The sequence below is a fragment of the Mucilaginibacter sp. KACC 22063 genome (genome assembly GCF_028736115.1).
Lineage (GTDB): Bacteria > Bacteroidota > Bacteroidia > Sphingobacteriales > Sphingobacteriaceae > Mucilaginibacter.
Genome location: NZ_CP117877.1, coordinates 499,077 through 520,087, shown reverse-complemented (window position 1 = coordinate 520,087; position 21,011 = coordinate 499,077). Strand labels below are relative to the sequence as shown.

22 protein-coding genes are annotated in these 21,011 nt (G+C 48.7%); 1 reads left to right on the top strand and 21 read right to left on the bottom strand.

Translation table 11 applies throughout. From position 1 onward, the window contains the following. Positions 1–25 precede the first annotated feature (25 nt). The 21 genes from PQ461_RS02300 to PQ461_RS02200 form a co-directional block, all read right to left on the bottom strand. A complete protein-coding gene (locus PQ461_RS02300; RefSeq protein WP_274208015.1) occupies positions 26–847 on the bottom strand; it encodes a DUF4138 domain-containing protein in 822 nt (273 codons plus the stop codon). A gap of 1 nt (position 848) precedes the next feature. Then, complete coding sequence (locus PQ461_RS02295) at positions 849–2,015, bottom strand: conjugative transposon protein TraM (RefSeq protein ID WP_274208014.1); 1,167 nt, start codon at positions 2,013–2,015, stop codon at positions 849–851. A gap of 2 nt (positions 2,016–2,017) precedes the next feature. Then, a complete protein-coding gene (locus PQ461_RS02290; protein WP_274208013.1) occupies positions 2,018–2,464 on the bottom strand; it encodes a hypothetical protein in 447 nt (148 codons plus the stop codon). Continuing rightward, positions 2,442–3,056 (bottom strand): conjugative transposon protein TraK, encoded by a 615-nt coding sequence (gene traK / locus PQ461_RS02285; RefSeq protein WP_274208012.1) that lies wholly within the window; start codon positions 3,054–3,056, stop codon positions 2,442–2,444. Before traK ends, PQ461_RS02290 begins: the two co-directional genes overlap by 23 nt. 14 nt (positions 3,057–3,070) lie before the next feature. Beyond that, on the bottom strand, positions 3,071–3,526 hold the full coding sequence (locus PQ461_RS02280) for a TraJ family protein (RefSeq protein ID WP_337993488.1): 456 nt from the start codon (positions 3,524–3,526) through the stop codon (positions 3,071–3,073). Positions 3,527–3,635: 109 nt separating this feature from the next. Continuing rightward, on the bottom strand, positions 3,636–5,438 hold the full coding sequence (gene ltrA, locus PQ461_RS02275; protein ID WP_274208011.1) for a group II intron reverse transcriptase/maturase: 1,803 nt from the start codon (positions 5,436–5,438) through the stop codon (positions 3,636–3,638). Between the two features lie 539 nt (positions 5,439–5,977). Then, a complete protein-coding gene (locus PQ461_RS02270) occupies positions 5,978–6,691 on the bottom strand; it encodes a TraJ family protein (RefSeq protein ID WP_274208010.1) in 714 nt (237 codons plus the stop codon). Continuing rightward, a complete protein-coding gene (locus PQ461_RS02265; RefSeq protein ID WP_274208009.1) occupies positions 6,691–7,470 on the bottom strand; it encodes a hypothetical protein in 780 nt (259 codons plus the stop codon). The genes PQ461_RS02270 and PQ461_RS02265 overlap by 1 nt, the downstream gene beginning before the upstream one ends. Beyond that, entirely contained in the window at positions 7,467–8,132 is a 666-nt protein-coding gene (locus PQ461_RS02260) for a hypothetical protein (RefSeq protein WP_274208008.1), read from the bottom strand. The genes PQ461_RS02265 and PQ461_RS02260 overlap by 4 nt, the downstream gene beginning before the upstream one ends. Beyond that, positions 8,129–8,800, bottom strand: coding sequence for a hypothetical protein (locus PQ461_RS02255; RefSeq protein WP_274208007.1), 672 nt, complete (start codon positions 8,798–8,800; stop codon positions 8,129–8,131). Before PQ461_RS02255 ends, PQ461_RS02260 begins: the two co-directional genes overlap by 4 nt. A 112-nt stretch (positions 8,801–8,912) precedes the next feature. Then, entirely contained in the window at positions 8,913–9,578 is a 666-nt protein-coding gene (locus PQ461_RS02250) for a hypothetical protein (protein ID WP_274208006.1), read from the bottom strand. After that, the gene (locus PQ461_RS02245; RefSeq protein ID WP_274208005.1) at positions 9,575–12,028 is read right to left on the bottom strand and encodes a TraG family conjugative transposon ATPase; all 2,454 of its coding nucleotides are present in this window, start codon (positions 12,026–12,028) and stop codon (positions 9,575–9,577) included. Before PQ461_RS02245 ends, PQ461_RS02250 begins: the two co-directional genes overlap by 4 nt. Beyond that, entirely contained in the window at positions 12,009–12,302 is a 294-nt protein-coding gene (locus PQ461_RS02240) for a plasmid transfer protein (RefSeq protein WP_274208004.1), read from the bottom strand. Before PQ461_RS02240 ends, PQ461_RS02245 begins: the two co-directional genes overlap by 20 nt. Continuing rightward, positions 12,299–12,607: a DUF4134 domain-containing protein gene (locus tag PQ461_RS02235; RefSeq protein WP_008512974.1), complete on the bottom strand. Its 309-nt coding sequence runs from the start codon at positions 12,605–12,607 to the stop codon at positions 12,299–12,301. Before PQ461_RS02235 ends, PQ461_RS02240 begins: the two co-directional genes overlap by 4 nt. A gap of 73 nt (positions 12,608–12,680) precedes the next feature. After that, positions 12,681–12,968 (bottom strand): DUF4134 domain-containing protein, encoded by a 288-nt coding sequence (locus PQ461_RS02230; RefSeq protein ID WP_274208003.1) that lies wholly within the window; start codon positions 12,966–12,968, stop codon positions 12,681–12,683. After that, complete coding sequence (locus PQ461_RS02225) at positions 12,969–13,277, bottom strand: hypothetical protein (RefSeq protein ID WP_274208002.1); 309 nt, start codon at positions 13,275–13,277, stop codon at positions 12,969–12,971. After that, positions 13,274–13,609 (bottom strand): hypothetical protein, encoded by a 336-nt coding sequence (locus PQ461_RS02220; RefSeq protein ID WP_274208001.1) that lies wholly within the window; start codon positions 13,607–13,609, stop codon positions 13,274–13,276. Before PQ461_RS02220 ends, PQ461_RS02225 begins: the two co-directional genes overlap by 4 nt. A gap of 4 nt (positions 13,610–13,613) precedes the next feature. Then, positions 13,614–14,258: a ParA family protein gene (locus PQ461_RS02215; RefSeq protein ID WP_274208000.1), complete on the bottom strand. Its 645-nt coding sequence runs from the start codon at positions 14,256–14,258 to the stop codon at positions 13,614–13,616. Between the two features lie 68 nt (positions 14,259–14,326). Further along, a complete protein-coding gene (locus tag PQ461_RS02210) occupies positions 14,327–15,433 on the bottom strand; it encodes a relaxase/mobilization nuclease domain-containing protein (protein ID WP_274207999.1) in 1,107 nt (368 codons plus the stop codon). A 450-nt stretch (positions 15,434–15,883) separates the two neighbouring features. Continuing rightward, a complete protein-coding gene (gene mobC, locus PQ461_RS02205; protein WP_274207998.1) occupies positions 15,884–16,288 on the bottom strand; it encodes a plasmid mobilization relaxosome protein MobC in 405 nt (134 codons plus the stop codon). Positions 16,289–16,462: 174 nt separating this feature from the next. Continuing rightward, positions 16,463–17,422, bottom strand: coding sequence for a DUF8464 domain-containing protein (locus PQ461_RS02200; RefSeq protein WP_274207997.1), 960 nt, complete (start codon positions 17,420–17,422; stop codon positions 16,463–16,465). 1,091 nt (positions 17,423–18,513) lie between these two features. On the opposite strand from PQ461_RS02200, the gene PQ461_RS02195 reads away from it, so the two are divergent. Next, positions 18,514–20,877, top strand: a complete 2,364-nt coding sequence (locus PQ461_RS02195; protein WP_274207996.1) for a TonB-dependent receptor — start codon at positions 18,514–18,516, stop codon at positions 20,875–20,877. Positions 20,878–21,011: the final 134 nt, after the last annotated feature.

The following is a 21,011-nucleotide window of genomic DNA, read 5'->3' as shown; positions in this document are numbered from 1 at the left end:
AGTTTGAATTGATTAATTCATTCCCTTATTTTGGAAGGACATCGGCACGGAGCAGGTCCCTGTAACCGGCTTTCAGGGTTAGCGTACGCCCTGACAGCTGCTTTTCGCTCAGGCTGATAGTAAACACCTTATTGCCGGGGAATGTCAGTTTTTTAAACACGAAAATGTTCCGGTAATATTTATTGAAGGCCGGAATATCCTGCAGGACATACAATGGCGTAATGGCTACGGACTGAACGGTACTGGCCTTGGTGACTTTTTTATCCTCCATACTGAAATGCAGCTGGTCAATAGTATAGGGCAACTTCGTTTGATTACGATATCCTAAGTCCAGAAAGATATAATCGCCAAGCGTGTAAATGTGAAATAGTGCGCCCTCCAGCCCGAAGGCCTTCGCTTTTTCAATGGGATGGCCAGGCCGCATCGCCAGAAGCCGCAGGGCGTTCGCTTTGAGTTCCGGCTGTGAAAGACCGATCTCAGGATTATCCAGCGGGCGGCAATCAGCGGGTTCAATAGCGATCTCTGTTTGTACGGTGCCGTCCTGATCATCCCGGCAGGGAACTACCCGGTACTGGGCGATAAACTTTTCACCGGTTATGGTAATCACCGCGTCGTTAAAGCGGGAAACAGAATCACGGACGTGGATACGCAAAACGTTGGGTACCGGCAGGTCGCCTGAAATGTCTTTAACCGAAATATCCACGAAACGGATCGGTTCGGGGGATACGAAATGAACGGATATGTTTGTCGGAAGATACACGACCGGCAGGTCGCGTTTATTGAGTTGGGCAAAACCTTGCCCTACTGTCGCTATGATTGCGGCAAGCAATAACAAATATTTTTTCATGTTAACGGGTATTTTGAATGGTTTGCGGGTCGAGCAGGTACACATAGGTACCGTATTTGATCTTTGCTTTGTTTTTGCGGATGGCGCCCGCAATGGCTGATGAAGTAGACTGGAATACCTTGTCCATGGAACTCATCAGCAGTTGGTTCCCGGCGCTTCCGGATTCTATGCTCACACCCTGCATCGTGTTACCGCTCAGATCCTTGGTGAAATCACGAAATGCAGATGCGGGAACATACAGCCCTAAAATTCCGTCCTGGTCGTAGACCGAAAGTTTGACCGGAAGGATCTGGCCGCCGGATAGTACGGAACTGATCACGAATGTGACTCGTTGCTGTGTAAAGCCATTGACAAGCCCATAGAGCAGGGTTCCTTTGGGGATCAGGTTTTTGCCTGCCCAGATATCTTCCAGCAGGCGCAGCCTGATACGGGAACCGGCATAAGCAGTCAGTTCCTCGTCGATCATGGCCGAGATCAGCTCACTGTGCGCCTCCGGTTTAATGGTATTAAAATCAGTGCCGGTCGCCTGTGCTTTGCGAACTTCCAAAGCCGTCGGCTGGTTGGCCAGTGCTTTGGCTTTAGCCTGTTGTTGCTGCCGTTCGGCTTTTTGCGCGGGGTCATTGGCCTTTTGCATGCTGTCGACATAGGCCATTTGCTGTTTAAAAACAGTCATGGGGTCTTTATCTGCGATAACATGGTTAGTCGGACTCCCGGCGGCTGCCCGGGCTTTCCGCTGTGCGGCAAGGGCATTCAGGGCAGCGGTCACCTGCCTGTCCTGAGTAGAAGCGCCCTTGCTGGCAGGAGGCACAATCATCCCGGAACTGAAACGCGCTTTCATGGCGCGGTCTATGGAATCCATTTGCGCCCGCTGGCGGTCAGCATAGTTCCCTGATAATTTCGTGGTTGCTAATTGATCGGTAGTCACGGGCGTTACAGCGGTAAGGCCATCGCTTTCTTTATAAGTATTCCGGAAAGCATCCAGCTTATCAGAAAGGGCAGTTTTCCTGACATGGGCAGAAACGTTGCCCACATCACTTTGTATCGCTGCAATTTGTTTGACCGGCCCTTTGTCTTTGGCTTTTCCGTGATAGACATAGAAGAAAAGGCATAGAAAGGGCAGGAATATCAGCGGCAGGATATAACGCGGTTGTTTGAAGTTGATCTTCATAATTAATGTTCAATTTGATGTTGCAAATGCTGCAAGGTGTCAAGTGCATGTTCGAGCCAAATGCTGTCGGCATGATTCAGTCGGCCTTTCGCCAGTGTAGATTCTACCCGTCCTTTAAGGGCCAGTGTCTGTTTTAAAGCAGATCCCGCTTCCAGTATCCTGTTAAAGCCGTCATCCAGGGGATGTTGGCTTTTCAACTTGTTCGGCTGCTGGTCCTGCATCGCAGGACGGGCAGCCGAACTTTTACCCGGGTGTCGAAAAACGGTAAAGGATAAGGCGCAGGAAAACAGCAGGAGGCCGATCATTGCGCCAAAGATCACGCGGGGATGGTTAAGGCATATACTTCCGAACCGCTGCCCTGCTTTTTCAAAATATCCGCTGAACTCCTGATGCAGGGCTTTCCAAAGGGTATCCTCAGGGTCCCGGTTAGAATGAATTCTTTTGAACATCGGAGAGGTCTTTATTTTCCAGGGTCTTCCACCCGGTGATGAGGACACCGTGAGGGTTATTATCGCTGCGGGGTATATCCTTTAGGTAACCCTCGGTCACCAGGGAGCGCGTCAGCGTCGAGCTGCGCCTGTCGATTTTTAATTTGCCGTAATAGCGGAAATAATGTCGCGGCATGTCCAGCAGTATGGAATCCGTTTGCAGGGTGAGCACCGAACTGGAGGATAAAATGGAGGTAAAGAAACCTTTTTCCTTGAGGTCGTCATATTCCCTTGCGCCGGATTCGTCGATCAGGTACATGGCCTTTTTCAGTTGGTATTCGATATATTTATCATCCGGTGTCAGCGAAAAGAACAGGGTATGAAACAGGTCAACATGTGCGCGGTATTCGGCCGGCCGGTTAACCTGCATATCGGTTTGCTTGGCGAGGATCGGGACATTATTGTCCAGGATGTAAACGCTTTGGCGGGCGTTGGCCACCTGCCGGTAGGCAAATACGGATACAATGCCGCTGATGACGACCGAAGTAACGAGGCTGCCGATGGCGATCACCGTAGCCAGCCGGATTTTGGCTTCGATATTTTTGATGAGCATGAATAAATCCGATTTTACAGCATAGCGCCGCCGGCTTTACGTGCGGCCATGACCACCATAGAAGCATTGCGGCCAAATGCTGAAGAAGCTGAGGAAATCCCTGACGTGGAGATGATCCAGGTTGAGATCGATGGTACCGTGAACATACAAACGGCGCCGATAAAGAATACAACGATTACTTCACCAAAGGAAAGAATACCGTTGCCGGAGAATACCGCGAACTTTTCCATCAGGCCGCTGGCACCGGGCCGGAGGAGCTCCTGGTACTTGCTGATCTCGGATGAAAGCGCGTATTTTTGCATTAGGGCGCAGAGATACATCACCAGGTAAGCGATACCGGTATATAAGTTTACCGAGACAAACCGGGCGACCCAGGTAGAAAAGCTGTCCCGGAAGGCAGGAAGGATACTGACCGCAACGGCAAAGGGCCCGAGGATGATGAGTATACTCGAATAAATGATCTGTATCATGAGTAGGCTAAGCACCCGGCGCCTTGCCATATCGCTATGGTAGGTTTCCAAATACTCGCCCCCGAACCGGACTTACACCTTTCAGCGTATCCGGCTCTCCATTAAAGAGTCAGTCTATCTCACCTGCGTGTGTTTTAACATGACAATTTTTACAAAGGGCAATTGTTTTTCTACGTCTTGCTGTCATAACCTTTTCGACATGTGATTTGCCTTTAAGGTCTTTAAGTTTTCTGACGTGATGCATTTCCAAGGCTTCCTCTGAGCCACATAGTTCACATTTTTCGGCTTTAAGCCTGTCTATCAAACTGTTCTTAGAATGATAAACTGTAGAACTTGTGTCTAATTGCGCATTTGTTACAGGCTTTTTTCTTGAAAAGCTCTCGTTGTAGAATGACTGACTGCCAATTCCCTTTTTAATTGCATAGTGAATTGTGAATACACCGTCTCGCTCGTATTTGCCTGCAATCTTGGCTACGCTGCTTCGATATTTTGCCGCAAACGTTTTATACATACTATATTTCATAATATGCGCGAACGAATGCAATAGCGAGCTGTTATTAGCTATGGCATAGTAATTATGGAATCCCCTTATGGTGTAATTAAACGTTTGAAGGATTTCAAGGTCGTCGTTATGAAGACTTTTACTGTGCTCTCGTGCTTTCCACACCTCTTTTCCGTTGTTCTTTCTGATTTCCAGAACTCCAAAATCGAGTAGCTTACTTTTGATGGTGTTCATAGGAAGTTTGAGGTAGACCTTTTTATTATATGTTCTTACCAACTCCCCATCACAATTTCGCTTTGCGAGATTTGACTTGTTTACCGTTATTTCATATCCGAGAAACTTTGCGGGCTTTTCTGTGTGCGTAATAAGGGTTTTTTCGTCAGATAATTCAAGTTCCAGTTTGGTTCTCAGAAAAGTTCTGATGTCCTCCTTGATTCTATTACTATCTTCTTTACTACCGATTACACCTACGAGAAAGTCGTCTGCATATCTCACATACTTCATTCGCTTGTAACTATTATCCATTTCGTTACAAGCAGGCATAGTAAACCTCTGTTTGTCAATGGCTTTGACCTTCTTGATTAACTCAAGGCGTTCATTGCTATCTTCTACAACTTTGAGTTTTCGCATTACCACAAGCTTTCTGCTATCCAGCGTTTTTCGAAAACTGGTAGGTTTTTTAACCCGCCCTTTGTAAAAGTTTTGGGCATATTCCATCATATATCTGTCTAATTTATCCAGATAGATGTTTGCCAAAATAGGACTTACAATACCACCTTGCGGAGTGCCGCTGTAAGTACTGTGAAAAGTCCATTCTTCAACATAACCTGCTTTGAGGAATTTCCTGATTAAGCGTAGGAAACGGTCGTCTGAAATTCGTTCCTTGAGGATATTTATTATAACCTCATGGTCGATATTATCAAAGAAGCCTTTAATATCTCCTTCGATAAACCATTTCGCTCCGGTAAATGTCTGTTGAATCTTAGTTAATGCCGTGTGGCAGCTACGTTTGGGTCTGAAGCCATGAGAACAATCTAAAAACCGTCCTTCATAAATAGCCTCTAACATCATTCGTACTACCTCTTGCACCAATTTGTCGTCAAAAGATGGAATACCTAATGGGCGCATTTTTCCGTTTTTCTTCGGAATGTACACCCTTCTTGCAGGTTGGGGTTGGTAGGTTTCTGACCTTAGCAATTCAATTAACTGCTTGATACGGTCAAGGCTCATTTCGTCTATTGTTTTTCCGTCGGAACCCTCTGTCATGTTGCCCTCTTTCGCATAGATGCGTTGATAGGCAATGAAGAACATTTCTTCGTTAAACAATAACCTATAGAGCCTTTCATACCTATAGTCCACTTGCGGTCCATGCTTAGATAGACCGTTTAATACGTTCGATGAATTTCTCATAATGTCTCACACATTGTTCATTTTAATTGTATTAAACCTTTAACTGCTTCCCTTCGCCATGTACAAGGCTTTCCCTTGCTCGGACTACTACGGAAGCTCCGTTACCATATCGGATATTCAAAAGCCTGCGCTTTATAGCCGCGCCAGCGGCGTTCCGAGTTAGGTAATCCCCGTTTGCTATGTAATAACATGGCTTGATAGATTGTCGGATATGGTTTCCATCCTTTCCCATTTACTATGGTTGCGTTACGATTTATTCCTGCTTCTTCTACTCATTTTCTGTAGTGAAGTATCGTAATATGACGAGTTTAGTTATCTTACGTCAAAGCTCCTACAACTGCCACTCGGATTGCCATTCAATCAATACGGACTTTATCCTCATATCTATCTTTTCATCTCGCCATTCAGTCGCAGAATGATAACTTTCTGACTTATGACTTTTCCGACATGCTACACTCCCTGATCGATTTCTCTCAACAGATAAGTCGGATGATGACAGGCGTTTAGAATACTTGCCTGATGTCTTGCCAAAGACATATTTAATACATAACCTCGACGGGCGCACAGATGATATAGGTCGCTATTCGGAGTATCCAGATCCCAGTCAGTTCCAGGATCTGCGTCATCAACAACTGGATGCTGATCTGCAGCCTTGCTTTCAGTTCCATCAGGGGAGCGACAACAGTAGAAATTCCTTCCTTGACTGTCGATGTCACCGCATCCCAAGCCTGGCCATACCAGGTATCCGATTCTTTAGCCGCCACTTCGGTTTGTGCCTGGAAAGTATACAGGGAGTCGGCCACCTGTTTCATGAGATCGGCCCGCTGAAAACGAAGCTGATTCACATTATTTTGTTCGGAGGCGAACATCTGCTCGGTTTCGCTGGCTACCAGATCGGTCGGAAAAGCCACCATTTTAGCGAAACCGCCCCACCAGAGGATCACCATCGCGAGGCCGAAGGGCCTTAGCAGCGGCATGACTTCCAGTTTTTTATCGCCCGCCATCATCTCATAGCTCTTGATCGCAAAATAAATGATCATAAAAATGGCTGATAAGGCCTTCGCATCGTTAATGAACAGGTCGAAGTTCGACCAGATGGACTCTTTGAGGGCGCCTAAAAAGGTCATCATCCCTGATTCGTAAACGCCGTCACCCTGCAGAAATTCCAGGGACTTTTCGTAGCTGCTGTCCTGTGCGAAACAGCAAATACTGAGCACGCAGAGGATTGCGAGCAATACTATTCTCTTTTTCATCAGTACTTCCTTTCTGCTACAACCTGTTTGGCCAGTTGCACATCACTGGCCGGGGTCCAGCCCGTGGTGATCACCGGCATAGTTTTAGCCTTTGCCTGCTGGTTGACCATAGTGATATTATGCTGTGCGGTGGCCACACGCGTTGCCCAGGTTGCCGCCAGGGTGCGGTATTCTTTCAGGTAGCGGTAGTAGGCCATAATGCGGGAGCCCCTGTCCATATCCGTCGAACGGGCAGCATTGATGCGCTCTTTGAGCATGGCCAGTTCACTTTCATACCAGGGCAGTAATCCTTCGGAAACCACGGCGGTTCGCACTGGTGCGGGTAATGGCGCCAATAGGGATGCATCCGAATAATTCAGTACAGGCGCCAGCGCCTGGCTATAATAAAGCAACCACAAGGGATCGGCATCAGAAAGCAGGCCGGATTGTTCGGCGATAGCTGTCAATGCCGTATTCCGGACGGTATCAGCATTCAGTTTATAGCTGTTGTCTACCGAATTCATGGTGCCGACCAGCGCCAGCCGCTGTGTCTGAGGCCCGGTGTCCGACAGCGGACGCAGGTCTGTTTTGTGATAATTCGGTTCGAATAGCCCCCAGGTGAGCCAGTAATAAGGGTTGAGGCTCAGAAAACCTGCCTTCGGGGTGAATTTATTCTGGTCCCATTGCAGGTAGACCATGCGTTCTTCCTGGTAACGGACGCTCTGATCAGCTACCTCCCTTTGTGCACAGGCGCGCAGGGCCAAGAGCGGAAACAGGATGATTAATATTATCAATTTCATTTGTTTAAGAATTTGGCGTTTTGAATGATCTGCGCCGCAAAGACGCGATCCTTGTTGATGTAGGCGTCAAAGGGGTTCAGCGTCCGAAGGACGCCGCGCTCCCTGGCCCAAAACATCGATTTCCAGGTGCTATAGGCCATTCCGTCCAGGATTTGAAGTTGCTGGACGACCTTGCGGAGTAGCTGGTCGCGGCCGTTGAAATCAGCCAGTACGTTTCCATCGGACTTGAGGATGAAGGCCGATATATCACTGACCATGGCCGTTGCCCTCGGGCCGAATTCATTTTGAATTTTTAGCGTGACCAGCAAGAGCAAGGGGTCGTCTTTAGCCAGGGTCAGGCTCTCGTTCAGATAATAAATGATATCCGCTGTGGTCCGGCTGATCTGTCTGGCCATCAGGCCATCCTTCAAAGCCGAGTTCACATTAGCCAGCGCATTATAGATCAGCGTTTGAGCGGCCACCACGGAGGATACATTGGTATTCACGGTATTGACGTTATCGTTGATCTTTTTAAGGTAGTCCTGGTGGGTTCCTTCCGCCGCCATCCGCACTGCCTGATTTTCTTCTACGGCGACCAAATGCTGAACGTCAATCACCATTTCCTGTGAAAGAGCAGCAAACCGGAAGCATATGCAGAAAAGCAACAAACCTATCTTTTTCATCGCTTTAAATATTTCGCATTGCTTAAAATGCTGCTGATCATGTGCTGATCCTCGTAAACGAAGTCGTCAAAGGGGTTCAGGTGGTGCAGCAAGGAAGCTACTGTACCAAATTGTACGTTGCGGACGAGGCGGTTACTCATATCCTCGATGTTGCTCAGTTCCGTGATAACGTAATCAAACAGGAGCTTTCGGTCGGAAGCCTTCATCTGGTTGACATCCCCGATTGAAATGATCAGCCCGGCGAGATAGCGGATGAGCATTTCGGAATGTTCGGCGAAATCTATTTCCGTCTGGTAGGCCAAAGCGATGATCGCGGGATTTTTTTGGGCCAGCTGGTAGAGCTGTGACTGTGAGCGGGTAATGCTGTTGACCATGGGCTCCGCCTCGATACCGATATTAGCCGCGGAGATCGCTGTCCCTAATATGGAGTAGCGGTTTTGTAGGGTACGGTACATGTCTTTGATTTTACCGAGGAGAGTCTTATTGGCTGTCTCGGTCGAGGTGACGGTGGCCTGTTTGTCCCGCGCGCCTGTCTGCAGGCTATGCTCGGATTTAGAATAGGAAACTAATTGCAGAAGCTCCGGTATATCCAGCACTTTACCCTGCCCGTAGGAAAAGGCGGTTAAAAAGAGTCCAAAAAGCGTCAGGAGCAGATGTTTACTGATCATAAATTTAAGGGTTAAAATTCGGGATGGTCGCCGTACAGGCCCGGCCTGCCAGCTGAACTGGCGTTATCCGTGCTTTGGCCATGGCAAATCGGGCAGCGGAAGAGCGGCAGATTTACCTGTGAAGGTATTTGGCCTCACTGACTACTGAATTCGCTATACGTATATCTTCGTTCTGCCAGGTTGCCCAAGGATTTAGCGAAGCCCAGATGCTCCGCAACTGGGCCCAGTACATCGCCCGCTGCATTCCGTAGGCCAGTCCGCGCAGGACATGCATTTCGGTGACAATATGATTGAGCAGTTTGCTGCGCTCGGAACTGTCCATGAGGTTGTCGCTGCCGCCTTTCAAAACAAAAGCAGAAACATCCGTTGCGAGGGCGACCGCCCGTTTTTCGAAATCCTGGGCGCCTTGTTGTGCAAACAGCAGCAACACCGGGTTACCTCGGGCAGTCTGAACCGCTTTCTGCACATCGGTGACGATGTCCGAACCGGTTTCGGCGATATCCTTGACCGAATACAGGTTATTAATCACGGAGGCTACCTCGGATAAACCTGTATATATTTTGTTCTGCAAATTATTGACGATCGTGAGCTGACCGGTTACGGCAAGCTGCGCTGTCTGTATCGCCGTTAATTTATTGTTGGTCGTATTCAGCTGGCTGTTGATCACGGCGCTGTTGGCCAGCATGGCGCCCGAAGTGACCGGGTCGACGACAAGTTCCTGGGCCTGCAAGGCTGCGGACAGCAGCAGGCCGGCTATTAGAATCAGGAAGGTTTTCATTTTGATAGGATTAAAGGTTTGTTATGCCGGTTGATCTGCTGAATAAAATCACCTGCGGGGAGTCCGCTGCGTTCCATATCTGTGAGAAAAGCATCCAGCGCCAGCGGATAAGTGCCGTAGTACTGCACATAAACCTGTACAGCATTCTTTTCCGGCTTTTCAGTAGTGTATACGTAATACTGGTGGCGGCTCACCTCAACGCCGTAGACCTCGCCGGTGGAACCACGGCGGATGTAGACCTCGTTAAAGCGGGCGCGGCCGTCGCGGTTATCCAGTTGATTAATCGTAAAGATCTTGCGCTGTTCGGTCGCTGAGATAGAGAGTACTTTGGCAATCTCGCCATAGTTATCCCGGAATTTTCGCTGATCAAGGAGGATTACGGTATCCGAGTTGTTGATGATACTGTCTTTGACCACCGGATTACTGATGATATCGGAAAGCTCCTGCGTTACCTCGATCACTTCGCCCCAGAACTTGCGCACCGTTTTGTTTAGGTACAATAAAAAAGTACTCATGATCGGTGACATCAATGCGCGCCAAGCCTCTTCCAGAATCAGCGCCTTTCGCTGGTTTTTACGGTTGCGCATCTTTTGAATGAACACATCCATGATGATGAGCGTGACGATGGGCAGCAATACGAGATTATCCTGTAAGGCGTCAATTTCGTAGACGACAAACCGTTCATTCAACAGTGACTGGTCACCTGCTTCATTGAGGATGCTATCATATTCGCCCCCGACATAGAATTTTTTGAGTACGTAACGAAACTCGTCCAGATCGAAGGGAATCCGTTCCTCGGTCTTGATCGCGGGTACCTTTTTCAGCGCAAAATCATAGAAGGCATTGAACGAGAGTCCGATGTCCGAGCCTTCGGCGAAAGCAGCGGCATAATAGGCGCTTACCGTAGCTGTCAGCACGTCCCGTTCGATGGTCGAAACGGAACCACCGGCACCCTTCCAGAGTAAGGCGATCAGGGTAACGAGGTTATCCTTTTTTTCCAGGCTATACTCATCTTCGGTAATGAGGAAGGGGTTCATGGTAATAGGCCGCTCATCCGACCAGGTAATGTATTTTCCGCCGTAATAGGCACATAATCCGGAATAGGAATGCCCGACATCCACGATCACGACGTCCATGTTAAATAACAGGTATTGCTCCACTAAGGAGTTCATAAAGAACGATTTGCCGGAACCGCTTGGGCCTAAAACAAACTTGTTCCTGTTGTTGATCCGCCCGGTACGCATGGGCAGGTCAGCCGGGTCAATGGCCACGGGGATTCCCTGCCGGTCAGTCAGGCGGATGCGGAACGATGATGGTTCGTCATCCATGGGCCGCTCCTTAAAGAACAGGCAGAGCGCCGCATCGCTGGTGGTCAGGAACCAATCATAATTCTTCAATTCGAGCCCGTTTCCCGGCATGGCCGCGCGGAAGAGTTCCAGCTGGTTGTAGGCGTTCTGATTAGGAATAATGCCGAGCTGAAACAAGGCGCTTTCCACATAATTGACCGATTTTTGAATATCAGCGGCCGGGGCCGCAATGATGATGCTGTAATGCACATTGACAAGCAGCTGATTATTGCGGGCAACGTCTTTCAGCAGCAGATCGATATCTTCCACACACAGCCCGTTGGCCGGATCAGGAATCCCGGAATGGCGTTTGCGCTTGACCTCCAGTTTATTCAGGGTGGCCTGCTGTGCCGGTATCTCGATGACCTGGTTATAAACGATGGCCTCGAAAGCCGGTACCTGATACAAAAAGGATAACATGTCCACGGGAAAGCCGCGTACGGCTTCGTTCTCATTCAGTTCGGTAAAGGTTCCCAGTTCTCCGGGCATATCCACGTTATCACTGTTCACCAGGGGAATGCAGCGTACCGAGCGGCCGCCCATGCGGATCTCGGTATCATTCGGCTTGAAATTGTTCAGGGCGAACGAACCCTTTCCGAAGCGCATGGCCAGTATCCGCCGGACCAGTTCGGTGATCTGCTTTTCGGATAATATAGCGGGCGCGCATTTGGCAGCTTTCAGGACGTCGGTTACCTTATGTACGGCGGTCCGGAAGTCACGCAGCTGTTTGGGGTCGTAAACATAAAATCTGCCTTTTTTCACCTGCCGGGTGATGGTCAGGTAAGTATCGATCCGCAGGGCTGCCCGGCCCTTAAAATGGGCATTGAATTTTTGCTGCAGGTATTCCGGTGCTGGCGGAAGATCGAAGGGTGTCTTGTGCAGGATATCCTGTTTCTGAAGCAGGTGACCGTCGCCGAGTATTTTTATGATGCCGGTGAGCAGGTTCTGAAATTCGTCGTAATCCGCGGCGGCGGCCGAATACTGCACGACTGGGTTTTTCATGGCGATGACTACGGAGAATTCACCGCTAGAGCCGTATAAGATATCGAAATCGTCACCGGCGTCAACGCCGATATAGGGCGTGTCAAACTTCCGGGTGTTCATAAATAAAAGGGGTAACGATGTAGATCCCGTTATGCCGGGTTTTGTTATGGAGGCCTTTTTTTTGCCGCGAAGCGATGTAAAGCAGGCCGCCCACGATACAGCCGATCAGGACTACCATGCCCAGCCACATATTGATCACGGCCATGGTCACTGAACCCAGGACAAGGCCCGAGAGCACTGCGCCGATGCCCCAATAGATGAATTTTCCGCGAAAGCCCTTATAAATAAGGGGCCGCTGGAGCCCCTTATATACAGCGAATTTTCGCGCCGTCATAAACCGAAAAAGGCTTTGATGATCAGCGACGAGAGAACGAGAAATAAACAGGAACCACCCCAACCCATCAATTCCTTGTTGATATCCTGATCCCCTGAATTCCACTTCGAGTAGACACGAATACCGCCGACGATGCCGACGATACCACCGATAACCAATGTAATATCGGTTACCGGGTCGATATAGGTTTTCAATGTGGATGTTGCGGTAGTTAACCCGTTAACGCCGCTTTGGGCAAATACGAAAATAGGGCTGACGATAAGCGCCAGTACCCAGGCCAGCTTGCGCTGGATGTTTTTAAGCATGAAAAAAGCATAAAAGAGTTTTTTGAAGCCGGCTTAAAGCGATCGTGCGGCTGACATGGAAAAATGGCTGGTTTTAGATACCGAAAACCGCCTGGAGAAACGCGCCGAGTAAAACCATAAACAAGGCGGAAAAGAACCAGGCGGTCACTTCGGCTGTGAAGCGCTCGCGGCCCATCTGTAGGTTGTGGTAGATACGCACTGCACCAATGATGCCCAGGATGGCGGCCACGACGAGCGAAAGATCACGCGCCGAAAAGAACGATTGTGTGAGGTCCGAACGGGCCTCCTGCATTTCGGTAATACCGGGTTGGGCAAAAGCAGCTGCCGGTAAAAGCAGGACAAATGCCAGCAGTTTTTTCATTTAAAAAGTAACCGACTGGTTGTAGGCTATCAGCTCTAATCTGGCCAGCTGAAAGAGGTCTTTAACAGGTACGCCGCCGTAAGCTGAGGCTGCAACCTCTGTAGTGGATTTCTTTGGCGTTGCCGTACTTTTGTCCTCGGGTGCTGCCGGTGCGACTTGCCGTGGTGTTACGGTTTCCTCAAAATGCAGTTCCGGCCCCGTTTCTATTTCGGCGGTCTTTGTTCCGCGAAGCAGGTCCCAGGCGATATTGAGCACATAATAGCACGCATAAAGTCCGGTTAACCAGGAAATGAATTTGATCCAGGTCATAGGGTCATGTTTTGAATAAATTGTTTAATGATCGCTTTGAGTTCGGGGTTTCCCTCGAATAGCTGTTTGACGGCAAAGGCCACCAGGCGGGTGACATCGACACCTGTCGCCATCTTAAAGTGGTTCAGCGTCTGCACCGTTTTTTCATCGAACCTGACGTGGACGAGGCTCTTATGATTGGAGTTGTCATAGGCACGGATCAACTGTAACAGCTTCGCTTCTTCAGCTTTAAGTTTTTTAACCTTTGGCGTTTGGGGTTGTTCCTGTGTTTCCGGCGGCGGCTGAGCGATACGGTTGCGTATTTCATCTGCGAGTGAGGTAATCTTTGTCATGATATTACGTCTTGATGTTTACCCCTGATATTTCCGCAACGACCGCATAGACCTGGTCGAACACGGGGATAACGATCGGTATAACGGGCAAGGGGGTCATGAAAGTGGTTACCCTTTGAAAGTCGATCCTGTCCGGGATAATAGCGGCCATGGTGCCCAGTTTTGACAACTGCTTGTTCACTTCCTGCATCGTTTCGTAGCGAACGTTTGCTTTTACCCGGTTCGGGATAAAGATGATCGGTATCCCGGGGTTGATCTTGCGCAGTACGATAGCGAAGAGCACGGTGGAGTCAAAGCTGAACTCGTCATAGGAAAATGGGCAGATCAGGAGATCTGCCGAACCGAAGATCGGCAATAACCCATCGTCGTCCAGCTTGCCGGGCAGGTCGATCATCACTACTTCGTCAGGCGATTGCATGATCGCGCTCTGCAATACCGGGTAATGCGCCAGTTGTGCGGCGACGACATCATAGGGCGGCTTGTTTTCCAGGACCTTTGCCTTTTCAAACTTTTGGGCAATAGACTGCTGGTAATCCATATCAATGAGCGTTGCCTTCTGGTGTTTCACCATGGTCAGGTAGTTGGCGAGTAAAAGCGCGACGGTGCTCTTTCCGCATCCGCCTTTTTGGTTGCCGATAAGAATGTTCATGAAATTTTGGTTTTAAAATTTTCGCGGTATGTTACCTGAAAGCATAGTTAAGAAATCGCCATGCCCAGTTAACGGGTGTTGGTGCGCGCCTTCTTCTGCCTGCGCCGGCGGGGCCCGTTGATTTGCTGATCGTCCACATCGTTCGCCAGGTAGGGCCGGAAATAAATCGGTTGTGAAGGAGTCGGAGGTCTGTACCGCGGCCCTTCCACGTTTTCTTTTACTGCTGAGACCGCACCGAATGCGGGGCCAATCAGTTCGGAGAGTTTGAGTACCTCGCTGCCTTTAAACACCCGCTGCTGCGTGTGATCAATGATGGTATAACCATAAGGCGGCTTGTCGCCTGAAGCGTGAAAGATCAGATCGATACCGAATTTTCCCTTGAGAAAGTCACCAAGGTCAGAGCGGTAGGCGTTGCCCGGTGAGGTTCTGCCCCCTGAAAGATTCACGGTCGTGCGTTCGGGAACCGCGTTATAAACGGCCTGGTATTTACGAAAGATCGCTTTTAATTGTACAGCGTGTTGTTTATCGGGCCTATGGTACGCGATACTTTCGTCCATGCGCTGGCCGCTAATCGCAAATAGCCGGCGGCCGAATTTATGGAGCAAAAGCTGGTCGTCTTTTTCCCGGATACCATAACCCATTTCCTCGAGTAACAACAACACCTGCGCTTTGGTAGCGCACTGGTATTGCAAAGCTTTAGCGGCATCTAACTGTGCCTGGTGCGCTTCGTCCTTTTGGAGGAGCTGGTTAAGCCCGGCTATGGCGCGACGGTGTTCAAATGCGCTGTCTATCTTTTTGCCTTTACGGCTGACGCGCGAGCTGACCATATGAACATGCGACTGATCGGTATCCCGGTGGTGGATCAGGATGTAAGGCTGATCCCGGTATCCCATCTTGTCAAGCCATTGACCGGCGAGTTTCGCTAGTTTGTCCTTATCAAAAGTGTCGTCTGGCGCGGAAATCATGGCGTGAAATTGCGGTAGCCGGACATTTCGGTTCAGGGCCGATTGTGCTTCCAGGTAATTCCGGTAATCTTCCGGCCGCACCTCGTTCAGCTGCCGCAATGCGCCGAAACCGGATACCTTCATCAGGGTGGCCTGTCCTTTGGCGATCTTATCAAAGTTATAGGTGACGGCTTTAAAGGAGGCGCTCGCACGGAATATTTTAACGATCATAGAACAGGATAGCCGGTGATCCGGGTAACAGCAGCACAAGCGAGCCCAGTAAAAGGCTATCGGCGAAGCATGCTAACAAAGCAGCCATAGACCAGGGTAACGCTGTAACCGCTGAACAATCCAACAATTCATCAACCGAACAGGCGACCATTGTAGCTCAACATCAAAATAACAAGCGAACTATCGAACAAAAAACAGCCGAACTATTGAACAAGCTAACCCGATTTCAAAAGATCAGTAAAACACCCTAATCAGGTAACCGCAGAACCGGCGAGCCATATAACTGCCGCGCAGTTGAACGATAGCACAAGCCAACAGCATAACCGTACAGCAACAGAGCAGGCGAACACCACAACAGGTCAACAGCAGCGCACCGTATCAAGCGATCAAAGCAACCGTATAGCGGTATAACACCGCAGCCGTGTAACTGCGTATCGGGGTTGCAACCGATCATGGGCTCAGGCACCTGATCATTTTGCGGAACAGCAAAGCCAGTTCCATTTGCTCATTTTCATGCCGGCGCAGCAGCCGGGTGTATTCGTCAATAACCGGGGGCGACAAAAGCCCCCGTTTTTGGAGACGGTTAGCATAGCGCGCAAGCTGGTTAATATTATTCCCGCTCCGGGACAATTCCAGGCTGATGGCATCCAGGAGGTTCATCAGTTCCCCGGCGTTTACCGCTAATCCCTTACCCTCATGCAGCAATTTCCGCCTCACCAATTCGGTTTTCTTCAAGCCCAGTTGTTTTTCCAACTGCTCTACCTGGCGGTACTCAGCCTCGGTAAAGCGCACATCGATTTTAAAGGATCGTTTGCCTTCCACTACTGGCGGCCTGCCGCCCTTGTTCCTGGTCATCAATAAAGAAATTGAGTTGCGAAATTTCTTCCCCCGGCATCAGCCGGGCAAGATTCTTTTTGGGAGACCGGAAAAACCAGCGGGGTTTCCGTCGGACAAAAAGACATCTTGCAGGGTAAAAAACAAGAAGGCCCATGCCTTATTAAAATGGCGCCTTTTGCATAAAAAGGGTCATTAACGCTCAAAAGGAACCTCGATATTTTTGAAAAGGTCTTTGGGTTTTTGGGATTCACTTTCGGCTCGTACTTCGGTACGCCGCTTTTCATTATAGTCATGGTGACCGCTGAAAGCCGGTGTGCCATCGGTGGCATAAGGCAGTTCCGTGATGAACTGGCGCAATGACTGATGCCCTTCCGGACTGTGGTCAAAATAAACGGTCAATGCAGGGTACCGCATGGCCACCTTGATGGCAGCGGGCAGCAGGGTATACCGGTTAACCATCAATGCGCTGTCGGCACTTTCAGGATGGTCGTGCTTCCAGCTTAGGTAGTCGAAAATTCCCTTAAAAACACACAATCGACGGTTGTCTCCGTGCAGCAGGGTCAGCCCTTTGTTTCCGAGGCAACCCTTAAAATACTTGTTACGCACTTGCCAGCCGCCAGACTCATTGCAATGGCCCGCGGCACAATAGATGATGGGTTCCTCTTTCTTATCGACCCTGCGGTAGTGAACCTCCTGCAGGATTCCCTGTGCCTCTTCCCAGATGCCGCGCCTCTCCAGGAATTGCCGGATTGCGGGAGTTTGTCCAAGCGGGCAGATTGTGTCGATCCGGAAATAAGGCAGTTTCAAGCTTATCCGGCGTCTTTTGCCGACCTGTTCGACGGCAGGAACTGTAGCGGGTACGGCCTGATGCATGACTTCGCATAGCTTGCCGCAGACCTCCCGGGTAGCCAGGCCGGGCCAGAAGGCCATACCGAGATCAATCACATTGCCGCCTTTACCGGTTCCTTTGTCATACCAAACGCCGAGGGTGTCGTTTACACACAGGGAAAGTTTTTTTCCGTCCTGGCGAAGGACGCTACGATATACGGATTCCGTTCCGGATTTGTGGACGGGCTGGTGGCCAAGCTTGGCAAGTAACGCGGTGATTGATACCTGTTCGCGGATGACCGCAGGGTTGATTGTCGATTCCATCTGAATTTATATTAAAGTTGGCGCCAGATTTCCAGGCTTCTGACGATAGCCTCTATTCTATACCGTCTATACGCTAGTCAAGACTTTGATTGGCGATTACTTCGAATGCTCAGTTCAACTTTGGCCAGCAATTACTCGACGGTTTGCCGGCCATATCTCCGGCTAGCTATTTCCTTTCTTCAGGTAAGTCGACAGTTTGCCGTTGCGTGTCAGTGCGTAGACCCGAGTTCGGCGGCCTCACGGACAATCGTCCGCAGTGTATTGTGGTAAGGGAATTTTCAATAAGTGGTGAAATAAAAAGGGGGCCACCAGGGCCCCCTCAAGACAAATTCAGGACATACTTACGTCATATTCTACAATACGGGCCTTTCAGCCTGCCCGGGCGCTTTTAGCATGTTGCGACTTTACGCTCACCTTCGCCCGATTTCCGCTTTTCAGGCGGATAATGTTTCGTCCCCAAATGTCAAATAACGTCCGTTACCTTTTCTGCCACGGGCAGGTAGGTCAGCCGGTTCCTGGCACCACTGATGGCCTCCGATTGAGTGCGGCTGATTGTCTTTCCATGAGGGGTTATGAGCCCTTCGACGATCCAGCGGTCTACACAGGTGCGACCCGTATCGCCGGTAGGCTTCTGACTTGCTGAGCGTTTCAGGGAGCAGGCGTTCCATCGCCAGTATCTCATTCGCACCGGCGACCGAAACCACTGTAAACAATCCGATCAGTTCGTCTGGTTTAATAGCCTCTTGATGACAGTACAAAGGTTGCCGGACGAGTAAATTTTATTTCAAGAGGCACGACAGGGGGCACCAACTATTTTTAAAGTCATAATCATAAATTACTGGTTATCAAAGTATAAAAAATGGCATGCCGCTGACCTGACTGGCGCTAATGATTAACAACGGCCATTTAGCTTATTAATTTACAGCAACTTTATAATGGATTTGACGGGGGAATAGCCAAGTGACATTGTAGACAACTTAAAAAATCACGATATGCTACTGTAAAGAAATTCGCGATTAAAAATGGCAATTGTTGAAATATATTATTTAGAATTAGTTTAAATAAACTTATAATTGTAGCAAATTTCAATTATGAGGCCAAAACTACTTTCACTGCTTACAGCAATCAGCGTTCTGATGCTATCCAATATTACTTATAGTCAAAACGTTAAAATAAAAGGGATTACAAAAGACTCTTTATCGGCAGTTCCATACGCGACAGTTCAAATTAATCAGCTAAAAACTTCTGGAGATGCAAAAGGGAGGTTCGAAGTTTTTTTACCCGTCGGCCAGCCGCTACAGATCAAAGCATCTGCTACAGGTTATGAAACTTTATCAATAACGCTAACACCGCTAATGAAAGATACGGTTATCACACTCATACTTAAAAAATCTGAGCTGGCTTTGGGTGAGGTGGTCATTTCTGCAACCAGAAAACCTGAAAGTCCTAAGAACATTGTTTCATCAGTGAGTATAGTTTCTAAAAAGAAACTGGAAACCGAGATAGCCGTAAATCCGGACCTGACCAGCATTTTAGCTAACCAGGTACCAGGATTTGCCCCAAGTGCCCAGTCAGGTAGCAACGTTGGACAAAACCTTCGCGGAAGGCCTATGCTGGTGATGATAGACGGCGTAAGCCAGTCATCACCGCTTAGAAATGCGGAGGTTGATCTCCGCTCCATCGACCCCTCGGTTCTTCAACAAATTGAGGTTGTTAAGGGTGCTACAGCCATTTACGGGAATGGTGCAGCGGGTGGATTAGTAAATTATGTGACACTTGTGCCGGATACGGCTAAAGCATTCGCGGGTAAAACCGATATTTTTCTGAATGGATCTTTGGTCAAACTGCGGAATTCGGTAGGTGGCCGTATCAGCCAGATGTTTTACGGAAAGGTCAATAAGTTTGATTACGTAGTTAGCGGTGTGGCTGAACAAACCGGCGAATACAAAGATGCAAAAGGAGATGTGGTTGGCCCTAACTACAGCCTTGGTGAAACAGACACCTACAACGCTTTTGCAAAAATAGGTTTTGAACCGACCAAAAATCAGCGGCTGCAGTTGGTTTACAATTATTATAGCAGTTTGCAAAACAGCAACTTTACCCTGGTAAACGGAAACCTTGCAACCGGCCAAAAGGCTACAGGCGTACTGGGAAAACCGCTTGGTATCCCAACCGGAGCGAAATACAACCACAACGTGCATTTCTCTTACAAAGTGGACAACCTGTTCCTGAAAACCAGTTTAACCGCCGACGCTTACTACGAAAAGCGTGAAGACGTGTTCTATGTTTCACTCGGACGATTCGATGGTGGAGATGGCCAGTCTTTGGCGCACAACGATAAAAAGGGTATCCGGTTATTCTTGCAAACACCACTGGTGAAAAACAATACGATCAATGCTAACCTGTCTTACGGAATTGATGTTTTAAAGGACAAGACATCGCAGCCTTTGGTTGATGGGCGTGTATGGGTTCCTACAATGGACATGACCAACCTGGCACCATTTGCCCAGGCCGATCTAACACTTGTACGTGATCTGGTATTGAAGACCGGTTTCCGTTTCGAGCGTGTCAACATAGACGTAGACGATTACCGTACGCTAAGGATTACGAATGCGACAGGTGCAACGGTTACGCCATCCTTTGATGTAGCCGGTGGGGCGCTAAAATATAATACAGGCTTGTTTAACGCAGGCTTGAAATACAACCGTTATGAATTATTTAGCCCTTTTGTAAGCTTCTCACAGGGATTTTCAGTAATGGATATTGGCCTGGCCTTGCGTGATGCTAAGGTAAACAGCATTGACAAGATCAACACTGACGCAGTAAAAGTAAACAATTATGAGGCTGGTTTTGAAAGTCGCTATAAAGGACTTAATTTTTCAGCTTCCGCCTACAGAAGTACTTCAAAATTGGGTATTGAAGTAGTCTATGACCCGGCTACCGCCTTGTTTAATACAAACCGCAGTCCGGAGATGATATATGGCTTTGAGTTGGCCGCATCCTACCTGTTAAACCGGGAGTTCACTGTTGCAGGAAGTTACAGTTACACAGAAGGTAAACGCGACGTAAACGGTAATGGGAAATACAATGACCCTGAAGATGCGTATCTCAACGGTAGAAGGATTTCTGCTCCTAAAATTACCGGGAGTGTCACTTATTCACCGCTACAAGTGATGGATTTTACACTGAACTATACCGGTATCGGAAACCGAGACAGGTTTATAAAGAACAGTACCGGGGTCTATAATGGAAATGAAGGTGCGGTAAAAGCATATAATTTATTCAACCTGATTGCCGCATTACGCGTTAATAAAAGCACACAGGTTAGCCTGGGTGTAGAAAACCTATTCAACGAAGACTATTTCCCTGCGCGTGCACAATGGTTCATGCAGCCGGGTTTTTATTCAAAAGGGAGAGGAAGAGCAGTCAATTTTGGCATTTCGGTTAGATATTAAGAAAGTACGGTATGCCCATACATTGCTGCCGCTAAACGTATTCTAATGAGTGGTGCCGAAAAGCTTAACTACTTGAACTTTTTTGTCTAAATGGGTCATTAAATGAACGCATCATCATTTTCTATCCATAACCA

What these genes read in the sequence shown, in the direction of transcription:
- PQ461_RS02280 (WP_337993488.1), bottom strand. Translation starts at nt 3,526, where the DNA reads ATGATACAGATCATTTATTCGAGTATACTCATCATCCTCGGGCCCTTT.
- PQ461_RS02215 (WP_274208000.1), bottom strand. Translation starts at nt 14,258, where the DNA reads ATGAACATTCTTATCGGCAACCAAAAAGGCGGATGCGGAAAGAGCACC.
- PQ461_RS02220 (WP_274208001.1), bottom strand. Translation starts at nt 13,609, where the DNA reads ATGACAAAGATTACCTCACTCGCAGATGAAATACGCAACCGTATCGCT.
- PQ461_RS02235 (WP_008512974.1), bottom strand. Translation starts at nt 12,607, where the DNA reads ATGCTTAAAAACATCCAGCGCAAGCTGGCCTGGGTACTGGCGCTTATC.
- mobC (WP_274207998.1), bottom strand. Translation starts at nt 16,288, where the DNA reads ATGACCAGGAACAAGGGCGGCAGGCCGCCAGTAGTGGAAGGCAAACGA.
- PQ461_RS02295 (WP_274208014.1), bottom strand. Translation starts at nt 2,015, where the DNA reads ATGAAGATCAACTTCAAACAACCGCGTTATATCCTGCCGCTGATATTC.
- PQ461_RS02265 (WP_274208009.1), bottom strand. Translation starts at nt 7,470, where the DNA reads ATGAAATTGATAATATTAATCATCCTGTTTCCGCTCTTGGCCCTGCGC.
- PQ461_RS02230 (WP_274208003.1), bottom strand. Translation starts at nt 12,968, where the DNA reads ATGAAAAAACTGCTGGCATTTGTCCTGCTTTTACCGGCAGCTGCTTTT.
- PQ461_RS02225 (WP_274208002.1), bottom strand. Translation starts at nt 13,277, where the DNA reads ATGACCTGGATCAAATTCATTTCCTGGTTAACCGGACTTTATGCGTGC.
- traK (WP_274208012.1), bottom strand. Translation starts at nt 3,056, where the DNA reads ATGCTCATCAAAAATATCGAAGCCAAAATCCGGCTGGCTACGGTGATC.
- ltrA (WP_274208011.1), bottom strand. Translation starts at nt 5,438, where the DNA reads ATGAGAAATTCATCGAACGTATTAAACGGTCTATCTAAGCATGGACCG.
- PQ461_RS02260 (WP_274208008.1), bottom strand. Translation starts at nt 8,132, where the DNA reads ATGAAAAAGATAGGTTTGTTGCTTTTCTGCATATGCTTCCGGTTTGCT.
- PQ461_RS02255 (WP_274208007.1), bottom strand. Translation starts at nt 8,800, where the DNA reads ATGATCAGTAAACATCTGCTCCTGACGCTTTTTGGACTCTTTTTAACC.
- PQ461_RS02245 (WP_274208005.1), bottom strand. Translation starts at nt 12,028, where the DNA reads ATGAACACCCGGAAGTTTGACACGCCCTATATCGGCGTTGACGCCGGT.
- PQ461_RS02240 (WP_274208004.1), bottom strand. Translation starts at nt 12,302, where the DNA reads ATGACGGCGCGAAAATTCGCTGTATATAAGGGGCTCCAGCGGCCCCTT.
- PQ461_RS02195 (WP_274207996.1), top strand. Translation starts at nt 18,514, where the DNA reads ATGAGGCCAAAACTACTTTCACTGCTTACAGCAATCAGCGTTCTGATG.
- PQ461_RS02270 (WP_274208010.1), bottom strand. Translation starts at nt 6,691, where the DNA reads ATGAAAAAGAGAATAGTATTGCTCGCAATCCTCTGCGTGCTCAGTATT.
- PQ461_RS02250 (WP_274208006.1), bottom strand. Translation starts at nt 9,578, where the DNA reads ATGAAAACCTTCCTGATTCTAATAGCCGGCCTGCTGCTGTCCGCAGCC.
- PQ461_RS02200 (WP_274207997.1), bottom strand. Translation starts at nt 17,422, where the DNA reads ATGGAATCGACAATCAACCCTGCGGTCATCCGCGAACAGGTATCAATC.
- PQ461_RS02210 (WP_274207999.1), bottom strand. Translation starts at nt 15,433, where the DNA reads ATGATCGTTAAAATATTCCGTGCGAGCGCCTCCTTTAAAGCCGTCACC.
- PQ461_RS02300 (WP_274208015.1), bottom strand. Translation starts at nt 847, where the DNA reads ATGAAAAAATATTTGTTATTGCTTGCCGCAATCATAGCGACAGTAGGG.
- PQ461_RS02290 (WP_274208013.1), bottom strand. Translation starts at nt 2,464, where the DNA reads ATGTTCAAAAGAATTCATTCTAACCGGGACCCTGAGGATACCCTTTGG.